This window comes from Commensalibacter sp. A3DC (assembly GCF_047307945.1).
GTDB lineage: Bacteria > Pseudomonadota > Alphaproteobacteria > Acetobacterales > Acetobacteraceae > Commensalibacter > Commensalibacter melissae.
Genome location: NZ_JAXOQA010000007.1, coordinates 21,128 through 43,608, shown reverse-complemented (window position 1 = coordinate 43,608; position 22,481 = coordinate 21,128). Strand labels below are relative to the sequence as shown.

The window sequence follows — 22,481 nt, the reverse complement described above, 5'->3', positions numbered from 1 at the left end:
AAATATTTTATTTATTTTTTTGTCATTTTGTTTAAATAAAAAATCCAAGAAAAGAGTTCGATGATGATTAAACAAATATCAGGTAACAAAACGTTAAAGATTGGAATCATTGGTACTGGAGCTATTGGTCAGGATCATATCAAACGATGTACGAACTTTTTATCAGGAGTCGAGGTTGTTGCTGTCAGTGACATTGATAAAAAATCTGCACAGAATGCCATTTCCACATATGGATTGGATGCTAAAGCATATGAATCAGGGAACGATTTGATTCAAGCGAAAGAGGTGGATGCAATTATCATTGCCTCTTCAGGTAAAACCCATGCGGAATATATATTGTCTGGCATTGAGGCAAAAAAATTCATTTTTTGTGAAAAGCCGCTGGCAACGACAATCGAGGAATGTCAAGCGATCATCGAGACTGAGCAAACATATGGAAAACGTTTAGTTCAGGTTGGATTTATGCGCTCTTATGATCGGCGATATCAAGAACTGAAAAAAATCATTCAAGATAAAAAATTAGGCCAGATCCTGATGATACATGCGGCACATAGGAATCAGGAGTGTCCAGAGAATTTTACATCTGAAATGGTTATAACGGATACCTTAATTCATGAACTGGATATATTTCGTTGGTTGTTGAACGATGAATTTGTTACCGTAAGTATGATTCCAATCCGTAAAACATCAAAAGCGCCAAAAGGCTTGCAGGATCCTCAGTTTGCACTTTTGGAAACCCAATCAGGAATCAGAATTAATGTGGAATTATTTGTAAACTGTCAATATGGTTACGATATCAAATGTGAAATTGTGGGTGAAGAAGGTGTGGCCAGCTTACCCGCTCCTGCTGCTGTTTCAATATGCCAGCATGAAAAACGGTATGATCAAATTTTGGCAAATTGGCAGGATTGGTTTTTGGAAGCCTATAATATTGAAATACAGGAATTCATTAATGAATGTCTGGTTGGAAAATTACAAGGTCCGGATGCATGGCGGGGATATATGGCGACTTATGTGGCCGAATTCTGTATTGAATCTCAGAAAAAAGGTCAGGAAATTGCAATACCCGTCTTGAAATGTCCCGATTTTTATAGGTCTGATAATAAAATTGAGTAAATTTGTAACAAATTGGAATATATTTAAGTATAGAATCTAAATCATGATTATTTTTAATAGATAATGAGGAAATGATGAATGCTGTAAAACAGAATTATGGGGATGGTAAATTGGTTTGCTATAAAACTTTGCCAATATGGAATGTAAAAACTTTACCAAAATCTTTCAAGGAATGCCATAATACAAAAGAGGGTGTCTGGGCAAAATTAAAGATATTATCAGGATCTTTGGTAATGGAATTTTTGAATGATAAAAAAGAAATTGAGAAAGAAAGTGAATATTCAGTTGTGCATCAACCTGAAATGATAAAGCCACGCCAATATCATAAAATCGCTTCCTGCAGTGAGGATATGACCTGTCAGTTATCTTTTTATACAGTTTCGTCAAATGATTGATACGAGGATCTCCTGTTCCATAGACTTTTAATCGATACCAATTAATAGTCTATGGAATTATGTAGGATTACTCGGAAATTGCTTTATCTTCGTAATACGCAATTCTTTTTACCTTAGGCTCTGATCTACCTTTTTCATATTCAGAATCAAGCCAGGCCTGAAGGATTGTTTTTGCCAGTTCTTCACCGATAACACGGGCACCCAATGTGATGATTTGTGCATCATTGCTTTTTCTGGCCCGTTCGGCGGAATAGGTATCATGGCATTGAGCCGCACGAATGCCGGGTATCTTATTTGCAACAATTGCCATTCCTATTCCAGTGCCACAAATCAAAATCCCTCTTTCATGTTTGCCGGACTTGATTGCCTGTCCTACAGACCAGGCAATATCCGGATACAGATTTGAATCGCGATTGGAATCGCTACTGTAGTCTGTCACTTCAATATTGTTGGATTGAAGCCAGTCTACGATTTTATTTTTTAAGTCAACAGCAGCATCATCGCAGCCGATAGCAATAGAAGGCATTTTTATATTCCTTAAAATTTTTTAAAATATTTCATTGTATTGGTGTATTAAAATATTTTTAAAGATTCCCATTTATGGCATGTATTTTATAAAGTTTTTCACCAATAAATATACAAGTAATTTAGATTAAAAGATCACAAGAAGTTTATTTGTTTTTGAATATATTCTGGCTGATCATCATAGTAAACATTACAGATGAGCAGAGAAAAATGATGGAAAAAAACGGTAAATCTTCTATTACGAAAATAGATAATATTCCCAAGACAATGAAAGCAATTGTTGCTTATGCGCCACATGATTACCGTTTGGAAGAGGTTCCTGTACCACAAATTGGTTCTGAAGAAATTCTTGTTAAAGTAGAGGCATGTGGAATTTGCGCTGGGGATACCAAAGCATTTGATGGGGCGCCAAGTTTTTGGGGGGATGAAAAGCAACCTGCCTATATTAAGGCTCCTATGATACCCGGTCATGAATTTATTGGGCATGTTGTTGCCTATGGCGATAAAATCAAAGATTTCAAACTGAATGACCGTATTATTTCCGAACAAATTGTTCCTTGTTGGGAATGCCGTTTCTGTAAACGTGGTGAATACTGGATGTGTGAAAAACACGATCTTTACGGTTTTCAAAACAACGTTAATGGCGGCATGGCAGAATATATAAAATTGCCTAAAGAAGCGATTAACTATCATTTGCCAGATGATCTTCCCATGAAACAGGCTGTTCTGGTTGAACCATATGCCTGTTCATTACATGCCGTGCAACGTGCAAGCGTTAAGTTGGGAGATTTTGTGGTACTATCTGGTGCGGGCACTCTGGGTTTAGGTATGATTGGTGCATTGAAAAAATCCGGTCCCGACAAACTGGTTGTTCTTGATTTGAATGATGATCGTTTAGCATTGGCTAAGAAATTCGGTGCTGATATCGTGATGAATCCAGCCCGTGAAGATGTCGTTAAGAAAATCAAGGATATGACCGAAGGATATGGTTGCGATATTTATATTGAAGCTACGGGTGCAGGCAAATCAGTAGAACAGGGTCTGTCAATGATTCGCAAACTTGGTCGTTTTGTTGAATTTTCTGTATTCAAAGATCCGGTATCGGTTGACTGGAGTATCATTAGCGATCGTAAGGAGTTGGATGTCTTGGGATCACATTTGGGTCCTTATTGCTATCCCATGGTGATCAAGGGAATACAAAATGGCGATTTTCCAACGGAGGGCGTTGTAACGCATGTTTTCCCATTAAAGGATTTTAAGGAAGCTTTTGACATAATGAAAAAAGGAGTGGGTTCTTTAAAGGTCGTACTCGATCCAAATTTATAATTTATTGAATTTTAGCCATCTAATTATTTGAAAGTAATTTATTTACTAAGAGGGAGGCCTGCGCGTGAACAAAGTCATAGAGAGACTTTTCATTTCTCCAAAATTGATGTTGGGTTATTTTGGAGTATTAATTTTCATGGCTGGTGAAGGGCTGGAACAGAACTGGTTGTCTCCCTTTTTACAACAGCATGGTCTAACTGCACATCAGGCTTCTACCATTTTCACGGTTTATGGATTGATGGTTGCCATTTCATCATGGCTTTCAGGTGTTTTGGCAGAGATTTTCGGGGTTCGGAAAGTAATGACCATTGGACTTGTCCTTTTTTTTGTAGGGTCATTTCTTTTTTTGGTTTTTGGTATTCCAACTTATAATTTTAGCGTTATATTGCCTACCTATGCAGTGCGGGGACTTGCTTATCCTCTATTCGCTTATGGTTTTCTAGTTTCAGTTGCATATGAGGCTCCCCGTGAACGGTTGGGAGGTGCTGTCGGTATGTTCTGGCTTGTTTATGCAGGTGGGATTTCCGTTCTGGGAACTGGCTATTCAAATATTATGCTTTATTATTTCCACATGGAAAACCTTCATTTATTGTGGACGGCATTGATTTTTGTTGCTGTAGGTGCTGTTATTGCACTGAGTCTAAGTGGAAAAAAATCTGCACAAAATAATTATCCAGAAGATGATGAAACCCATTCATTAAAACATTTGTTAAAAGGTTTAACGATTGTTTATGAAAAACCAAAAGTGGGGATTGGTGGTCTTGTTCGGATGATTAATACAAGTGCCGCATACGGTTTTTCAGTTTTTATGCCAACTTTTTTATTCGGTATGGGATATGCTGAAAATGCGTGGCTTGAGGTTGCCGTGTATTTATGGATGGGTAATGTTGTATTCAATCTTATCTTTGGGGCCGCAAGTGACAAATTGGGGTGGCGTAACGTTGTTATGTGGTTTGGCTGTATAGGCTGTGCATTGAGCGTTATGGCATATACCTATTGCATTTCTATTCATGCGGATCTTTTCACCATAAAAATATGCGCCGCTGTATATGGTGCATTGCTTGCAGCATTTGTTCCGTTATCAGCCATTATGCCAAATCTTGCCCCTGAAAATAAGGGTGCGGCCATGTCAATTCTTAATTTTGGTGCAGGAATGAGTTACTTTTTTGGTTATGCAATTGTCATGCTTTTTCAAGGGATCATTGGTAATTTCGGGGTGATGTATATTTATATCGGGCTCTATTTTGTTGCTGCAGCATTAATGATTTTTGTCAAGGTTCAACAATATAAAAATGAAACAATTGATCGAGAAGTTGGTGTGGCAATAGAAGAAACATTATAGCCTATTAAGGAGAGATTTATGTCAACAAATCAAATGTTTGATTTATCAGGTAAAACTGCACTTGTTACCGGGGGGGCTGCCGGTATTGGAAACGAGATTGTTCGGACTTTTTTACAAAAAGGTGTAAAGGTAGCGTTGTTGGACCGACTTGATACCATTGACCAAGTTGCAAAAAATCTAGGTCCAGATAATGCTATTGGTATCCAGGTTGACGTAACGAATAAAAAACAGGTTGATCAGGCAGTAAAAAAAGTTGTTGATCATTTTGGTCGTATAGATATTGCTGTAAATTGTGCGGGTGTTGCTTTGCTTGATGCAGCTGAAACGCTCAGTGAGGAAATGTGGAATGCGACTATTAATATTAATTTAACTGGTACCTATTGGGTTGCCCAGGCAGTGGGAAACGTGATGTTAAAACAAAAGAGTGGATCCATTATTAATATGGCTTCACAGGCGGGGGTTATCGCCTTGCAAAAACATGCTGCTTATTGTGCCAGCAAGGCAGGTGTTATTGGATTGACACATGTATTGGCATTGGAATGGGGACCTCATGGGATCAATGTTAATGCGATTTCTCCAACCGTTGTTTTGACGGAACTTGGGAAAAAAGCATGGGCAGGTAAAGTTGGTGAGGATATGAAGGCACAAATTCCCATGCGCCGTTTTGCTGAACCCGAACAGATTGCCGCTGCAGCTGTTTATCTTGCCAGCTCTGAAGCATCTATTGTGAATGGTGCTAATTTAGTCATTGATGGTGGATTTACCATTCAATAAAAAGAAATAAAAAATAATGAGAATAAATAATGACAATGAACAGAATTATTAATGATCCAGATTTAGTCGTTGAAGATGCAATCGAGGGATATGTCGTCGCCCATCCAGAATTTTTTGAAAAAACGGATAATTCTAGAGTTCTAAAATATTCAGGTTCAGAAAAAAAAGGTAAAGTTGGCATTATTACAGGTGGCGGTTCCGGTCATGAACCAGCCTTTCTGGGATATGTGGGTAAAAATATGGTTGATGCGGTTGCAATTGGGGAAATTTTTTCTTCTCCCACTGCTGGTGCATTTTTGGATGCGATGAAAGCCGCAGATTCAGGTGCTGGTGTTGCTTGTTTATATGGCAATTATGCTGGCGATAATATGAATGTCAAGATGGCAATAAAGAAGGCCACAGCCGCTGGTATTACAGTCAAAACAGTTGTTGCCAATGATGATGTCGCTTCCGCACCGGCCAGTGAAATAGAGAAACGCCGCGGTGTTGCGGGTGAAATCCTTATGTGGAAAATTGGTGGGGCTGCCGCTGCCGAAGGATATGATCTTGATGGTGTTATTGCCGCTGCCCAAAAAGCAATAAATAACTGTCGTTCAATTGGGGTTGGCTTGAGTTCTTGTACTATTCCTGCAGTTGGAAAACCAAATTTCCATATTGAAAAAGGAACAATGGAATTGGGTATTGGCCATCATGGTGAACCTGGAATCAAGGTTGTTCCTATAGAAACGGCAAAAGAGATGGCGGAAACCATGCTTCATCCAATCATGGAGGAAGGTCTTTTTGAACCCGGATCTGAAGTGGTCGTGCTGGTTTCCGGCCTTGGAGCAACACCTGTTATGGAGCTTTATATCTATTATGCAGAGGTTGAACGTCTTTTGAAGGCTAAAAATGTCAAGATCCATCGCTGTTATGTAGGAAATTATTTTACTTCTCTTGAAATGATGGGTGTGACGCTTTCCGTTATGAAATTAGATGCGGAATTAAAAAAACTGATTGATGTTCCTGCACGTTCTTTGGGTTTGGTACAGGAGTAAATGGCATGACAGAAGTGGCTAAGATTGAAAATGGTACCGAGATTGTTGATGATCTAATCAGCTGTATCGTGAATAACCGTGATTATTTAAGTGAGATTGACGGTGCGATCGGTGATGGTGATCATGGGATCAATATGGCAAAGGGATTTAACATTTGCAAACATCGTATTGATGGGAAAAATCTATCATTGTCAGAAGCCTTTGAAATATTAAGTGATTCCCTGATGGAGGGGATTGGTGGTTCAATGGGGCCTTTATATGGCAGTATTTTTGCTGGATGGGCTGAGGCAATTCAAGGTAAAAATACCTTGAATTCAAATGAATTCAAGGAAATGCTTTCAAAAGGGTTGCATGAATTACAGGAAATTAGTTCTGCCAAACAGGGTGATAAATGTTTGGTTGATACTTTAATGCCTGCAATTGAAGGATTCAAAAAAGCGAATGAATCCGGAAAAACATTTCATGAAGCTTTGATTATTATGAAACAGGCAGCACATGATGGTAAGGAATCCACCCGCAATCTTGTTGCAAAAATAGGTCGTGCCAGTCGTTTGGGTGAACGTTCAAAAGGCATTTTGGATGCTGGTGCAACTTCTTGCTGTTTGCTGTTAACGCAACTTGCGGACAGTATTTCGAAAAGAATTTCCTAAATTTTAAAAAAATAAAATACAAGTTATATACATTATCGATTTATCGATAATGTATATAACCTTTTTTTAAAAGTTGACCGTAGATCTCAATCCAAAAATGGCGGCATTTGGAATTTTCTTTTTACTATTTTCCTCAAGATTTAATCCTCCACCGGAACGGAAGACATATTGAAAATCAGGTTTTAGCTCTAGCCATGATGTGGCCTGTATTTGCCAGGCGAGCTCGATATGATGTTCTGTTTTTCGAACACACCAGTATGGATCCGCAAAATTGCGGTAATCACGGTCATAATGTCTGGCACGGTTGCCAGTATGGGCAAATCCCCAGCCAAAACCTAGGGAATCATGTTCCCGATTGAGAAGTCCCTTATAGACAATCCCTGCATCTCCTGCATAATTGATGGGGCTGCGGTCAGTTGGGCTGATTTGCATTCTTCCAAATATGCCAAGAGATTCTTTTTTGTTTCCCGGGTTTCTCCATATCATTTGATCCATAATTCCATAAACTGACCAGGTGTGGCGATGGTTGAGCATTGTTTGGGGATTGTCCGGATTTCCTAATGGATCCCCATCCCTGTTATAACGTTGATCCGGGAATTTTGAACTATCAAAATAGGCTCCCAACCGATAAGTTCCAGGATAAGCTGTATATTTTTCATCATCTTCATTGCCAGGATTCAGATGATATTGAATTTCATTGGTTATGAATACCCCGGTAGTAAAATTGAAATGTGTTCCTGATTGATGCTTGGAATACGGATCACAGGTAAATGGTCCGGATGGATTGCAAAAAGAAACATTGTTGGGATTACTGTCCGCAACTGCAAAAAGGTCCGTCCAGTGATCATTGGGTTGAAAACTGAAACGGATTGCAGGAGAGGCAACGGGATAGTCAATTCCTCCACTATAGGTATTGACTGATGGAATCATGGGCCATCCAAAAGAGGAGTTAATGAATAGCGTTGCATAATCGCTGATGTTAAACTCTTGGTCCAAACTTAATTTCCCGATGCGAATGGTCATTTTATTATCGAAAAACCCCTGTTGATACCATAGTTCCCATAGGCGTGTCGAGCGATCGCCTTCCCAACCACTGGTAGAGTTATAGGCTCCTATATTTTCTGCCGTAAAAGCCCGTCCTCGAAGTTGCAGGGCGCTAATGTTAAAAAGACCATTCTTAATTCCTGTCACTTTCTCGGGATCCCAGTTCAAGGTAACTGTGGTCAAACCTGTATAGGCAGCACCCTGCTTGATCCCCCCATAAGGATTTCCCCATACCTCATTGACATCCACCAGGGTGAGGGTCAGACCATATTGTGCCATAAGGGAACGTAATCCCAAAATATTTCCCAATAACATATCGTTGTTTTCGGGTGCCTGACCTGTATCCTTATCAAGGATTGTGGCTGGTGGAGGGGATTTTTTTACCGGGGTTGCACCGCTAATATTTGTTGATGGAGATGCGCCCTGATTAACAATAGGGGAATTTCCAACCGCATATGCAGAATGTTGATTAATCAGCGCTTGATATATAACAAAATTAATTAAAACAATTTTGGATAAATCATTTTTTTTTGAAAAAAAAAGCTGGGAATAGGGATGAGACATTATAACACACCTCATTTCAAATGATTGTTACTAATATAAATTTTAAGTTAATCTTATTTATTTTGTATTGTCAATTAGTTGATATTATTGTGCTTATGACCTGTATCAGGATTTGACATTCTTTTTCTGTGCCAATTGTTATCCTAAGCCAGTTTTGAATGCGTGGAAGATTAAAATGTCTTACCAAAATCTTATTTTTTCTTAACTGAATTGCAAGTTTTTCACCAGATATCTCGGGATGAGATGTAAAAACAAAATTTGATTTTGAATCGAGAGTTGTGAATCCTAATTCAGAAAGGGCGTTGATCAGGTAATCTCTGTTTTTGATAATCTGTCGGGCATTATTAACAGACCATTGAATGTCTTTTACTGATGCAATCGCACCAATTTGTGCCAATCGATCTAAGGGATATGAATTAAAACTGTCCTTTACACGTTTAATACCCTCAATTAATTGTGTGTTTCCAATTGCATAACCAACCCGTAATCCTGCAAAGGCGTGAAATTTCGAGAAAGTTCGAACAACAAGAAGATTTTGAAATTGATTGATAAGGGGAATGACCGATTTTCCACCAAAATCTATATAGGCTTCATCGATAATAACAATTTGTTCAGGGTGTGTTTCAAGGTAATGCCGGATTGTCTCCTGGTCAATCAGCAAGCCAGTTGGAGCGTTGGGGTTGGCAATGACGATCCCGCAAGCATCTTCTGCATCATATTGTTCAAGGTCAATCTTGAAATTTCCGGTTAAGGGAATGGTTTTATAGTCAATATTGAAAAGATTGCAGTAAACAGGGTAAAAACTATAGGTTATATCTGGAAAGAGAACAGGTTTTTCATGTTTTAATAAGGCATGAAAGGCAAATCCAAGCACCTCATCAGAGCCATTGCCGACGAAAACCTGGTCTGGTTGGACATGGTGCAAATCAGCCAAGGATTGACAAAGGGCCTGGGATGTAGGATCGGGATACAATTTTAATAAATTGTTGGTATTTGCCTGTATGGCTTTTAATACGCTGGGGGATATATCATACGCATTTTCATTTGTATTAAGTTTGATAAGATTATTTACCTTGGGTTGTTCCCCAGGTGTGTAAGGAACTAAATTTTTGACAAAAGAACTCCAATAACGATTTTGCATAAGGATATACCTATTTAAAAAATTATGAAATTTAAATGTTTTGATAGTTTTCAAGTAAGTATATTAGATGTTTATTTCCTTGTTGTTCTGCAAGTTTTAAGGGTGTAATGCCTTCCCCATCGGCGTGCAGAGGGTTCGCCCCGGCTTTTAATAAAATTTCAGTCATGTCGTTTCGGTTAAAAAGGATTGCAAACATCAAAGGTGTGCGTCCTAGATTATTGGGAATATCAACTGAGGCACCAGCCTTAATTAAAAGATTGGCCATTTCAACATGATCTTTGAAAGCTACGCCCATTAAAGCCGTTGCACCTGTTTTATCCTGCAGATTAGGATTTGCCCCGCTTTTTAATAGGAAAGCCGTTGCATCATGATGATTATTGTAGGTGGTTAAGATGAGAGGAGTATAGCCTTTTTCATTCTGATGATTGATATTCATACCCGCGGCGATGAATTCTTCAAGCAAAGGAAGTGAACCTTCTCTAGCAGAATTGAAATAAAGCGTTTCTATTTCCTGTGAAGTGAATTCGGGGGAAGAACTAGAATCAAGAGAAGATGAAACCGTCATGGTATTGCCATATTATTGAGAGTTAATGAACAAAAATCTGGTTTTTATTTTATAGTGCCGCGTATAAAAAAGAAAGATCAAGAAAAATAAGATTTCTTTTATAGGAGAAAGTTTTATAAAAGTGTATGATTTTAATATAATTTAATATAATCGATAAAATTGATTACAGATAAAATGTTTTATTAATTGAACATTTGGCAGGGGTCAGAATTTATCGGAATATTAACAATTCGATCTTAAGTTAATTGATAGCTTTGTAGGATAAAATTTTTGTAATTTGAACAATCGATTTTTTTTCCTTTTTTATTGGGTGATATAAATTGATTTAAAAAAAACGATTAAATTTATGATCAACGAAGTTATTTTAAAAGTTGTTTGATGGAGAGACTTGAATGAATATGGATAAGGTATGTATTAATACCATTCGTGGACTTGCAATTGATCAAGTGCAGAAAGCTAACTCTGGTCATCCAGGTACGCCGCTTGACTTGGCACCCGCGACATATGCCTTATGGAATAATATTTTAAATTATGATCCTGCGAATCCATTGTGGCCGGCCCGCGATCGTTTTGTTTTGTCAGGTGGTCATGCCTGTTCCCTTTTATATGCCATGATTCATTTAAGCGGTATTAAGGAAGTGACACGTCAAGGTAAAGTGGAAAACAAACCAGCCTTAACCCTTGAAGATTTAAGTCAATTCAGACAGCTCAATTCAAAAACGCCCGGTCATCCAGAGTATTTGCATACCACCGGAATTGAAACCACAACAGGACCTTTAGCTCAAGGGATTGCAACGTCTGTGGGGATGGCGATTGCCCAGGAATGGTTTGCTGCACGTTATAATCGACCAGAATTTCCATTGTTCGATTATTATGTCTATGCTTTTTGCGGTGATGGTGATCTTATGGAGGGGATTTCCTATGAGGCGGCCTCTCTTGCAGGACATTTGAAGTTAGGTAACCTTATCTGGGTATATGATCGGAACCGTATTACGATCGAGGGCAATATCAATATTGCCTTTACAGAAAATGTTGAAAAACGTTTTGAAGCTGCAGGATGGAAAATCTATCATGTGAAAGATGGTAACGATATCGATGATTTCCAAAATAAGATTAATCAAGCGCGTCAAAATAAAGACATGCCAAGTTTCATCGTCATTGATAGTGTTATCGGGTATGGGTCTCCTAATAAAGCGGGAAAATCAGTAGCGCATGGTGAACCGCTTGGGGTGGAAGAAGTTAAAGCGACCAAAAAGAATCTTGGTTTGCCTGAAGACAAAGATTTCTTTGTCCCTGATGGTGTAATGGATCATTTTAAAGCCAATATTGGTAAAAGAGGGGCTGCAGCCTATCAAAAATGGCATACGCTGTTTGCGGATTATAAGGTAAAATATCCCGAGTTGGGTCAAGAGATCGAGGATATTTTAAATCATCGCCTACCAAAGGGATGGGACAAGGATATTCCAATTTTTGCGCCTGATGCCAAAGGGGTTGCATCGCGGGCCAGCTCAGGAAAGGTATTGAATGCCATTGCGAAGAATGTGCCCTGGTTAATCGGTGGATCTGCAGATCTTGCCCCCTCTAATAAAAGCAATCTGGATTTTGAAGGGGCCGGGGTTTTTCAGAATCCTGCTTATGGCGGTACATATGATGGACGGAATTTTCATTTTGGCGTTCGTGAACATGCCATGGGGGCAATTGTCAACGGAATGGCCTTAAGCGGTTTGCGTTCGTATGCCGCAGGATTTTTCATTTTTTCTGACTATATGAAAAATCCCATCCGTTTGTCTGCATTGATGCATTTGCCGGTCATATATATTTTTACGCATGATAGTATCGGGGTTGGTGAGGACGGTCCGACACATCAGCCAGTTGAGCAGTTGGTTCACTTTAGGGCAACGCCTAATCTTGTTGTTTTTCGTCCCGCCGATGCAAACGAGGTTGTCGAGGCATGGAAATATGCGATGCAGGAAAATTCTAAACCAGTCATTCTGGCATTAAGTCGTCAGAATTTGCCAACAATTGACCGCCATCAATATGCTTCGGCAGAAGGGCTTAAAAAGGGTGCTTATGTTATTGCGGATTGTGAAGGTAAGCCAGACTTGATTCTCATGGCGACAGGAAGCGAGGTTGGTTTGATTATGGAAGCTTATCAGGTTTTAACAAAATCCGGAAAAAAGATTCGGGTTGTTTCAATGCCCTCATGGGAACTTTTTGAAGAACAGTCCAAGTCTTATCGTGATCAGGTTTTGCCTCCTGATATAACAGCACGTGTCGCGGTTGAACAGGGATCTCCCATTGGATGGGATCGTTATGCTGGAACAAACGGTGCAATCATCGCTATGCGTGGTTTTGGTGCCTCTGCTCCCTATAGTGATCTACAGAAAAAATTCGGGTTTACTCTTGAAGCTGTTTTACAAGCGGCACAGGAACAATTGACAAGGTAAATGTTGTGAATCCTTCTTAATTTATTAAGAAGGATTTTTTGTCGCAGCATATTTAAGGAAAGAAATAGAAATGGTTGAAAACCCTCTCATTAAATTAGAAAAGTATAAACAATCACCTTGGCTAGATTTTATCCAGCGTTCATTTACACAAAGCGGTGGGTTAAAAAAACTGGTTGATGAAGATGGATTAAAGGGCGTTACTTCCAACCCTTCAATTTTTGAAAAGGCAATGGGGCATGGCACTGACTACGATGAACAATTTAAACAACTGATTTCTTCGGGAATCACCGATGTTGTTACCTTATATGAAACAATGGCGATTGATGATATCCGTGCGGCCTGTTCAGTATTGTATCCTGTATGGGAAAAAACCCATGGGCTGGATGGATATGTCAGTTTGGAGGTTTCTCCATATATCGCTATGGACGGGCATGCAACATTGGAAGACGCACGCCGATTATGGAAAAGGGTTGCTGAAAAGAATCTTATGATCAAGATTCCAGCAACAGCACCTTGTATTGCCGCTATTGAAGGGGCCATTGCCGAGGGAATCAATGTTAATGTAACTTTACTATTTTCCTTGGATATGTACAAACAGGTTCTTGAAGCGTATATCAAGGGGCTTGAAGCGCATCTTGCCAAGGGTCATCATATTGCGCATATTGCCAGTGTGGCCTCTTTCTTTATTAGTCGTATTGATACGGCCATTGATAAGCAAATTGATCAAAGGATCGCCGCAGGGGATAAGGAAAGCGGTGCATTAAAAGCTATTCGTGGCAAGGTTGCCATTGCAAATGCAAAACTTGCTTATCAGCATTATCTTGAAGTGATGCAAAGTGACCGATGGAAAAAACTTGAGGCTGCAGGAGCGAAACCCCAACGTTTATTATGGGCCAGTACAAGTTGCAAGGATAAGACATTTCCAGACACTATTTATGTTGATCAACTGATTGGTAGGGATACTGTCAATACAATTCCACCTGCCACCATGGATGCTTTTAGAGATCATGGTACTGTGGCTGACACCCTGGAACAAAATATTGATGAAGCTAAAAAGATTCTGGCTGAGGCTGAACATTTGAACCTTGATTTAAAAAAAGTTACGGATCAGTTGTTGGAAGACGGTGTTAATTCATTTGCCGACGCTTTTGATCAATTATTGGGTTCTGTTGGTGAAAAGCAGATGATATTACAGGGGAATAAGCTAACTCATTTGCAGTCTGATTTACCCTCAGATTATGAAACCGCTGTAAAAACTGGTCTGGATAAATGGCGTAAGAATGGCACAGTCCGCAAACTGTGGGATCGTGAATCTTCTGTCTGGACGGGAAAGGATGAGAATAAATGGCTCGGTTGGCTTGATATTGTTGATCAACAGGTTGAAAATCTTGCTGAACTGGAGGAATTCCAAAAAGAAGTCAGGAATAGAGGTTTTACCGATATCCTTTTACTAGGTATGGGCGGATCAAGTCTTGGTCCTGAAGTTCTGGGAGAGGTTTTTGGACATCAGGCTGGTTTTCCGCGTCTTCATGTCCTGGATAGCACTGATCCACAGCAAGTGCACAGCTTCCAGCAGAAAGTGACAATTGCGACAACCCTGTTTATTGTTTCTTCGAAATCAGGCAGCACTCTGGAGCCTAATATTCTTAAGGCGTATTTTTTCAATGAAGCCAAAAAGGTGCTGGGTGACAAAGTGGGACAGCATTTTGTTGCGGTCACTGATCCGGGTTCCCATATGGAAGATGTGGCCAAGCAGGATGGTTTCTGGAAAATCTTTTACGGCTTGAAATCAATCGGTGGGCGTTATTCCGTTTTATCTAATTTTGGAATTGTTCCCGCAGCCGCGGCGGGATTGCCTTTACAGGAAATCCTGTATTCGGCCCAACGAATGGAAAAAGCCTGTTCTGCAGGATCTCCACCGGCACAAAATCCGGGAGTTCAACTCGGGACAATTTTCGGGGTTGGTGTTGCTGAATTCAAACGGGATAAATTTACAATCATAGCCTCACCTGATATTGGCTCCTTAGGTTCATGGCTTGAGCAACTTTTGGCAGAATCAACGGGTAAGGTTGGTAAAGGAATCATTCCTATAGATGAGGAAACCTTGACTGTACCATCTGTCTATGGAAAGGATCGTCTATTTATCTATTTACGGTTGGAGAATAAGATTGATCCTCAACAGGAAAAAGCAATTGCTGAATTAAAAGCGGCTCAACAGCCTGTTGTGACAATAAATCTACATGATAAAGCACAGATTGTTCAGACTTTTTTCCAAACAGAATTTGCAACCGCTGTGGCGGGTGCCTTCATTGGAATTAATCCTTTTGATCAACCCGATGTTGAAGCCAGTAAGATTGAAACCAAGAAAATTACAACTGCTTATAATGAAAAAGGATCTCTTCCCGCTATTACCCCAATCGTTCAAGAGCAAGGGTTTGATCTTTATGCAGGTAAGGTTGAAATTGCAAAATTAAAAGGTCTTTCCACAATCTCCGAAGCCTTGAAAAACTTTTTCAATGAAATTGCTGCAGGGAATTATGTTGCTGTTTTGGCCTATATTGAACGTGATTTGGCAACACGGGAGTGGATCCAGAAATTACGTCTGGCTATAAGAGACAAGAAAAAGGTTGCAACAGCGGCTGAATTCGGTCCCCGGTTTTTGCATTCAACTGGACAGGCTTATAAGGGTGGACCCAATAGTGGTGTATTTTTACAGATCACTGCCGATGATGATCATGATTTGCCTGTTCCCGGTGAAAAATACACATTTGGAATTGTAAAGGAAGCACAAGCTCGTGGTGATTTCGACGTATTATCGGAACGGGATAGAAGGGTTATCCGTATTCATGTAAAAGGGGATATGAAAGTTGGATTGGATAAATTAAGCCAATCAATTTTAAATATTCTGTAGATTAATCAACGTTTATATCTTACGATTACCGCAAGATATAAACTTATTGTGATGAAAATGGAGAAATTAACTATGAAACTAGGTATGTATGGCTTGGGCAGAATGGGTGGTAACATGGCAATTCGTTTGGCTCGTCATGGTCATGAAGTTGTTCTGTTAAATCGTACGCGCAGCAAAAGTGAGGAAATTCATAATCAAGCTCCTAAAAGTACCATTGTCGATGATTTGAAATCTTTGGTAGAAGCATTGCCTTCCCCAAAAATTGTTTGGATTATGCTGCCTTGTGGTGCAGTGACAGAACAGGCAATCAAAAGTCTTGGAGATATGTTAAATAAAGGGGATATCGTTATTGACGGTGGAAACACGTTCTATAAAGATGACATACGTCGTGCAAAAATGCTGGAAGCAAAAGGTATTCACTATGTTGATGTTGGAACTTCCGGTGGCGTTTGGGGCCTGGAACGTGGATATTGCATGATGTATGGTGGCAGTAAGGAAGCTGTTGACCATATTGATCCGATTTTGGACTCTTTGGCTCCTGGAATGGGCGATATTCCACGTACAAAGGGACGTAATGCCAATTTGAATCCCCGTGCGGAAAAAGGTTATCTTCATTGTGGTCCCGCAGGTTCTGGACATTTTGTCAAAATGGTTCATAACGGTATTGAATACGGTATGATGCAGGCCTATGCAGAAGGGTTTGATATCATGCGTACCAAAGGATCAGATCGTTTACCCGAAGATGAACGTTTTGATTTGAATATGGCAGATATTGCAGAAGTATGGCGTCGTGGCAGCGTTATTCCGTCGTGGTTGTTGGATTTATGTGCGGATGCGCTTGCAAAGGATGGTACTCTTGCAGGTTTTAAAGGTGATGTTGCAGATACGGGAGAAGGGCGCTGGACCATTGAAGCCGCAATTGAAGAGGCTGTTCCTGCCCCCGTTATAACTTCCGCTTTATTCACCCGTTTTCGTTCCCGTTCAGGAAATACGTTTGGCGAAAAGATGTTGTCAGCAATGCGTTTTGGTTTTGGTGGCCATGTAGAAAAGAAATAATATAAATTTTCTAATTTTATTGGAAAAGGCCTTAATCGTGAGGATTAAGGCTTTTTTTTTATAAATTTTATACAAAATATATAAGGAATATATGGAGTTAGTGAAATAAATCAAATTTATTTTACTAACATTACGTTAAACAAAATTCGCTATTGAATGGTTTATGACATAATAATTTTCTAACAACATACATAAGCATAATGGTTTTTCATAAAGATTATAAAAATCTACAAGATATAATTTAAGGGTATCATCTAATGGGAACAAAACATCACGATATGAGTCCGGTCATTGATATGACTCAACAACAGTTTGGTGGGCCGGTAAGGAAATTATATCCTGTTTATAATCGCCATTTACCACCATGTAATTATGCTTGTCCTGCCGGTGAGGATATACAAGGGTGGCTTTCCCTTGCTCAAGAGGGAAAGTTTAGAGAGGCTTGGGAACATATTCTTGATAATAATCCCATGCCTGCAGTTCACGGGCGGGCATGTTATCATCCATGTGAAGGTTCATGTAATCGTAAAGAATTGGATGGATCTGTCACCATTCACGCTGTTGAACGGTTTTTGGGGGATATGGCTAATGACCGGGGATGGCAAGTTTCCGTTGCGGATAATCCTAATCGTAAACGTATTTTAATTGTTGGAGCTGGACCTGGGGGGTTATCTGCAGCTTATCATTTGTGTCGTATGGGGCATGAAGTTGTAATACGTGAGGCTTTTCCTGAACCTGGAGGCATGATGCGTTATGGCATTCCCGCTTATCGTTTACCGAGAGATATTCTAAAGCTTGATATTTATCGGATTGAACAGATGGGGGTTAAGATCAGATGTAATGATCCAGTGAGGGACTTATTGAAAGAAAAGCAGGAGGAACGGTTTGATGCGGTCTTTTTGGCAATAGGGGCTACAAAACCAAGTTTGTTAAATATTCCAATTGATAAGGAAGCGCATCTTTTGTCAGCCATAGAGTTTTTGGGTGATGTCAGTGCTGGGAAAAATCCAAAAATCGGTAAAAACGTTTTGGTCTATGGAGCCGGAAATACAGCGATGGATGCCGCTCGAACAGCCTTTCGTGCAGGGGCGCAAAAAGTAACGGTTATTTTCTTTTGGGATCGTTCGCATATGGAGGCGCATCAATTTGAGATTAAGGATGCAGAGGCAGAAGGTACTCAATTTAAATGTATGAGGACAATTGATTCTGTTTTTAAAGACAGGTCAATTTTACGGAAAATGATCATTGGCCAGGATGCTCGTCCGGAACCATCCGAGGAGATGGAGGAAATACAGATGGATACCGTTATTATGGCATTGGGACAGCAACCTGATAATCATTTTTTGCAAAATATTGAAGGAATAGAATTTGATTCAAAGGGGACTCTGGTTATTGATGCCCAGATGATGACTGGGGTTTCTGGCATATTTGCGGGCGGGGATGCTATTGACGGTCCTCGAAGTATCACGAATGCTGTGGGTTCTGGTAAAAAGGCTGCTCGGTTCATTAATGCTTGGCTGGATAATAAACCCTTTATTGTATCCCCAAAAAATCCGATTACCTATTATACGGATTTACATCTTCCCTTATTGGAGGATACACCTCAGATCCTACAAAAGGAATTGCCTGTTGAAAAGCGTGTTGGATTTACGGAAACATTAATCGGTTTTAATGAAAAGGAAGCTCTGTATGAAGCCAAACGCTGTCTTTCCTGTGGAAATTGCTATGAGTGTGATAACTGTCTGGCAGCTTGTCCAGAGGATGCTTTAACCAAAGCCGGAGTGGGAAAAGGGTATTTACTGGATATGGATCGTTGCACGGGATGTGCGGTCTGTTTTGAATCCTGTCCATGCCAAGCAATTGATATGACAGCTGAAAATATCTAAATATATTAATATTACATGCAGATAACGTCTCAAGAGAGGATGGTTATAGATGACTAATACAATAATGGACGCCAATACTGCAGTTGCCCATATTGCTTATCGTGTTAATGAGGTTTGTGCCATATTTCCGATTACGCCCTCATCCCCGATGGCTGAGCATATTGATGAATGGGCGGCAAAGGGAATTAAAAATATTTGGGGAAATATTCCCCTTGTTCAGGAAATGCAAAGTGAGGGTGGTGCTGCAGGAGCAGTACATGGCTCTTTACAAACAGGGGCGTTAACAACAACCTTTACGGCATCACAGGGATTGTTGTTGATGTTGCCAAACATGTTCAAGATCGCTGGTGAATTGACCTCGACGGTTTTTCATGTGGCAGCACGTTCTGTTGCAACTTCTGCCCTGTCAATTTTCGGGGATCATTCTGATGTCATGGCAAGCAGAATGACAGGTTTTGGCATGTGCTGTTCTGCATCAGTCCAGGAAGCCCATGATTTGGCCTTGATTATGCATGCTGTTACATTGGAGGCACGTGTACCTTTCATTCATTTTTTTGATGGTTTTCGTACGTCTCATGAATTAAACACATTGGATATCATATCTGATGAGATTATGGCTAAAATGATCGATGATGAATTTGTCATTGCACATCGTGAACGGGCCCTAAATCCCGAAAAACCCTTTATTAGAGGAACGGCTCATAATCCTGACACATTTTTCCAGGCACGTGAAGCGGTTAATCCATATTACAACCGGGTTATCAAACTTGTTGAAAAATACGTAAAGCGTTTAGGGGATTTAACAGGGCGTTACCATGATCTGATTGAATATGTTGGGGATTCTCGGGCAGAATATGTTATCGTATTGATGGGATCCGCTGCCGAAACTGCTGACAATACAGCTGAAGCCCTCATAAAACAGGGGGAATCTGTTGGTGTTTTAAAAATTCGTCTCTATCGTCCTTTTCCTTCAGAAAAATTTCTCGAATTCCTGCCTACTTCAGTCAAACGAATTGCAGTTATGGATCGCACAAAAGAATCAGGTGCGTTGGGGGAACCTTTATATTTAGATGTGATGGCGACTTTGGCCGAGGCTGTCTCAAGGGGGAAAAGAAGGGATTTGCCCTTGATTATCGGTGGTAGGTATGGTCTTTCATCCAAGGATTTCACCCCTGCAATGGTCAAGGCCGTATTTGATGAGTTAAAGACAGAGAATCCTCGACATGGTTTTACAGTCGGTATCCAGGATGATTTAACCCATAACAGTTTAATTTATGATTCATCCTTTACAATTGATAGTGATCAAATTAAACGCGCCATGTTTTTTGGATTGAGTGCGGATGGAACTGTTGGGGCCAACAAAAATAGCGTGAAAATTATTGCTGAGGATGCAGGGGAATATGCACAAGGGTATTTTGTTTATGATTCTCATAAATCCGGTGCGCAGACCGTGTCCCATTTACGTTTTGGTAAAATTCCGATCAAGGCGGCCTATCTGGTTCAACGTGCCGATTTTGTCGGGTGTCATCATTTTCATTTCCTTTATCGTCAGGATATTCTTGAACATGTGGTGGAAGGTGGAGTTTTTCTGCTGAATGCGCATTATAATGCAGATGAAGTTTGGCAACATTTACCACGTTTGGTACAACAGCGTATTATTGAAAAGAAATTAAGATTTTACGTTGTTAATGCTTCAAAAGTTGCCCAGGAAGTTGGGTTGGGTATGCGTACCAATACGATTTTGCAAACCTGTTTTTTTGTAATTTCGGATATTCTTCCAAGGGATAAAGCGATTGAATATATCAAACATTCGATCAGGAAAACCTATCTTGTAAAAGGTGAGGATGTTGTACAGCAAAATTACAGGGCTGTTGATGCAGCCTGCGATAGCTTACAGCAAGTAAAGGTTCCAGACCGTGTATCAAGCAATATCGATCTTGAATGTCCTATTCCAGCAGATGCACCAGAGTTTGTTCATAAGGTTATTGCTCCTATGTTTGCGGGCAAGGGGGATCAAATTCCAGTAAGCTTGATCCCGGCCGATGGAACTTTTCCTTCTGGAACAGCCGTTTATGAAAAACGTAACGTTTCGGATTTTGTTCCTGAATGGCGAGAGGATTTGTGCGTGCAATGTGGTCAGTGCAGCTATGTTTGTCCACATAGTGTGATACGTTCCAAAACTTACCATGATCGTTATCTGGAAAAAGCACCAGAGGGATTTAAGACGGCACCTTTAAAAGTTAGGGGATATCCAAATATTAATTATACTTTGCAATTTTACGTGGAGGATTGCACAGGGTGTACTTTGTGTGTTGATGTATGTCCAGCGAAAAGTCCTATTGAGCCCGAAACCAGGGCAATCAATATGACAGCAAAGGAATCCCTGCTTGAAAGAGAAAAAAGGAATATTTTGTTTTTTGAAACTTTACCGGTTGATGATCGTAGCAAAGTTAATTTTTCGAATGTACGGGGTGTGCAGTTTCTGGAACCTTTATTTCAGTTTTCTGGTGCCTGTGCCGGATGTGGGGAAACGCCTTACCTGAAATTATTGACCCAGTTGTTTGGAGATCGCTTGCAAGTTGCCAACGCGACTGGTTGTTCATCAATCTATGGTGGCAATCTGCCTGTAACGCCCTGGTCTGTAAATGGAGAAGGACAGGGCCCAGCCTGGTCCAATTCTTTGTTTGAAGATAATGCCGAATTTGGATTGGGTTTTAGGATTGCTGTTGACAAACAGCTAGAAGTGGCCGGTCATTTATTGAAGCGATTGAGGGAAGAGGTCGGTACGGATCTGGCTGATGCGATTTTGAATTCATCACAGAAAGAAGAATCTGAAATTCAGGCCCAACGTTCACGGGTAAAAATGCTGAAGACACGTTTAGCTCGGCTTAACAGTGATGATGCAAAACGTTTATTGGCATTGGCTGATTACTTTATCCGTCGCAGTATCTGGATTGTTGGTGGAGATGGTTGGGCCTATGACATTGGTTATGGTGGTTTGGATCATGTTTTAGCGTCAGGTGAAAATGTCAATATCCTCGTGCTGGATACAGAGATGTATTCCAATACAGGAGGTCAGGCCTCAAAGGCGACACCGTTCGGATCAATTGCCAAATTTGCATCAAAGGGAAAAGAAACAATTCGTAAAGATTTGGCGTTAATGGCCATGACATATGATAATGTCTATGTTGCCCAGGTTGCCCTGGGTTCCAATCCGCAACATACCCTAAAAGCATTTCGCCAGGCCGAAGCTTATGATGGGCCATCGTTGATCATTGCCTACAGCCACTGCATTGGACAGGGAATAGATATGCGCCATGGATTGACCCAACAAAAATTGGCGACAGCATCCGGTTATTGGCCATTATTCCGTTTTGATCCTATGATGCGGAAAATTGGTAAAAATCCTTTCCAACTGGATTCAGCCAGACCACGTATTGCTTTAAAAGAATATGCGGGTAATGAAATCAGATATCGGAATCTAAAACGGATACGTCCGAATGATGCCGAGGAAATTATGGAAAATGCACAAAAGGCAATTGACCGTCGTTATAAACAATATGAGGCCCTGGCATCAATTGAAACGGATGAAGTCAATCCTGTTGTATTGGGATTAAAACATTGAGACTAAATTAAAATATGTGATTGATGACACTCCTTGACGATTGCGGTCAAGGGGTGTTTTTATATTTTGACAATTATATA

16 protein-coding genes are annotated in these 22,481 nt (G+C 40.2%); 12 read left to right on the top strand and 4 right to left on the bottom strand.

Annotated features, from left to right (window positions below):
• Nucleotides 1-60 precede the first annotated feature (60 nt).
• Entirely contained in the window at nt 61-1,116 is a 1,056-nt protein-coding gene (locus U0839_RS01690; protein WP_196424069.1) for a Gfo/Idh/MocA family protein, read from the top strand.
• Between the two features lie 71 nt (nt 1,117-1,187).
• A complete protein-coding gene (locus U0839_RS01685; RefSeq protein WP_155564798.1) occupies nt 1,188-1,511 on the top strand; it encodes a DUF1971 domain-containing protein in 324 nt (107 codons plus the stop codon).
• A 67-nt stretch (nt 1,512-1,578) separates the two neighbouring features.
• Here the strand turns inward: U0839_RS01685 and rpiB are convergent, their stop codons facing one another.
• Complete coding sequence (rpiB, locus tag U0839_RS01680) at nt 1,579-2,037, bottom strand: ribose 5-phosphate isomerase B (RefSeq protein WP_155564799.1); 459 nt, start codon at nt 2,035-2,037, stop codon at nt 1,579-1,581.
• A gap of 209 nt (nt 2,038-2,246) precedes the next feature.
• On the opposite strand from rpiB, the gene U0839_RS01675 reads away from it, so the two are divergent.
• The 5 genes from U0839_RS01675 (at nt 2,247) to dhaL (ending at nt 7,162) form a co-directional block, all read left to right on the top strand.
• The gene (locus U0839_RS01675; RefSeq protein WP_155564800.1) at nt 2,247-3,362 is read left to right on the top strand and encodes an MDR/zinc-dependent alcohol dehydrogenase-like family protein; all 1,116 of its coding nucleotides are present in this window, start codon (nt 2,247-2,249) and stop codon (nt 3,360-3,362) included.
• Nucleotides 3,363-3,426: 64 nt separating this feature from the next.
• Nucleotides 3,427-4,704: an MFS transporter gene (locus U0839_RS01670; RefSeq protein ID WP_231504039.1), complete on the top strand. Its 1,278-nt coding sequence runs from the start codon at nt 3,427-3,429 to the stop codon at nt 4,702-4,704.
• Between the two features lie 18 nt (nt 4,705-4,722).
• Nucleotides 4,723-5,478, top strand: coding sequence for an SDR family oxidoreductase (locus tag U0839_RS01665; protein ID WP_155564801.1), 756 nt, complete (start codon nt 4,723-4,725; stop codon nt 5,476-5,478).
• Nucleotides 5,479-5,513: 35 nt separating this feature from the next.
• Nucleotides 5,514-6,512 carry a dihydroxyacetone kinase subunit DhaK gene (locus U0839_RS01660; RefSeq protein WP_155564802.1) on the top strand — a complete coding sequence of 333 codons (999 nt, stop codon included), beginning with the start codon at nt 5,514-5,516 and terminating at the stop codon, nt 6,510-6,512.
• A 5-nt stretch (nt 6,513-6,517) separates the two neighbouring features.
• Nucleotides 6,518-7,162 carry a dihydroxyacetone kinase subunit DhaL gene (dhaL, locus tag U0839_RS01655; RefSeq protein ID WP_155564803.1) on the top strand — a complete coding sequence of 215 codons (645 nt, stop codon included), beginning with the start codon at nt 6,518-6,520 and terminating at the stop codon, nt 7,160-7,162.
• A 66-nt stretch (nt 7,163-7,228) separates the two neighbouring features.
• On the opposite strand, the gene U0839_RS01650 is transcribed toward dhaL, so the two are convergent.
• The 3 genes from U0839_RS01650 to U0839_RS01640 form a co-directional block, all read right to left on the bottom strand.
• Nucleotides 7,229-8,770, bottom strand: a complete 1,542-nt coding sequence (locus tag U0839_RS01650; protein WP_155564804.1) for a carbohydrate porin — start codon at nt 8,768-8,770, stop codon at nt 7,229-7,231.
• 70 nt (nt 8,771-8,840) lie between these two features.
• Nucleotides 8,841-9,911 (bottom strand): histidinol-phosphate transaminase, encoded by a 1,071-nt coding sequence (hisC, locus tag U0839_RS01645; RefSeq protein ID WP_155564805.1) that lies wholly within the window; start codon nt 9,909-9,911, stop codon nt 8,841-8,843.
• Nucleotides 9,912-9,942: 31 nt separating this feature from the next.
• On the bottom strand, nt 9,943-10,476 hold the full coding sequence (locus tag U0839_RS01640) for an ankyrin repeat domain-containing protein (RefSeq protein WP_155564806.1): 534 nt from the start codon (nt 10,474-10,476) through the stop codon (nt 9,943-9,945).
• 392 nt (nt 10,477-10,868) lie between these two features.
• On the opposite strand from U0839_RS01640, the gene tkt reads away from it, so the two are divergent.
• The 5 genes from tkt (at nt 10,869) to nifJ (ending at nt 22,401) form a co-directional block, all read left to right on the top strand.
• Nucleotides 10,869-12,923 carry a transketolase gene (gene tkt, locus U0839_RS01635; RefSeq protein WP_155564807.1) on the top strand — a complete coding sequence of 685 codons (2,055 nt, stop codon included), beginning with the start codon at nt 10,869-10,871 and terminating at the stop codon, nt 12,921-12,923.
• Nucleotides 12,924-12,993: 70 nt separating this feature from the next.
• On the top strand, nt 12,994-15,834 hold the full coding sequence (locus U0839_RS01630) for a bifunctional transaldolase/phosoglucose isomerase (protein WP_413549941.1): 2,841 nt from the start codon (nt 12,994-12,996) through the stop codon (nt 15,832-15,834).
• A gap of 72 nt (nt 15,835-15,906) precedes the next feature.
• Nucleotides 15,907-16,890: a phosphogluconate dehydrogenase (NAD(+)-dependent, decarboxylating) gene (gene gnd / locus U0839_RS01625; protein WP_155564809.1), complete on the top strand. Its 984-nt coding sequence runs from the start codon at nt 15,907-15,909 to the stop codon at nt 16,888-16,890.
• A gap of 257 nt (nt 16,891-17,147) precedes the next feature.
• Nucleotides 17,148-18,776 carry an NAD(P)-binding protein gene (locus U0839_RS01620; protein ID WP_155564810.1) on the top strand — a complete coding sequence of 543 codons (1,629 nt, stop codon included), beginning with the start codon at nt 17,148-17,150 and terminating at the stop codon, nt 18,774-18,776.
• A gap of 49 nt (nt 18,777-18,825) precedes the next feature.
• Nucleotides 18,826-22,401 (top strand): pyruvate:ferredoxin (flavodoxin) oxidoreductase, encoded by a 3,576-nt coding sequence (gene nifJ, locus U0839_RS01615; RefSeq protein WP_230882713.1) that lies wholly within the window; start codon nt 18,826-18,828, stop codon nt 22,399-22,401.
• Nucleotides 22,402-22,481 lie beyond the last annotated feature (80 nt).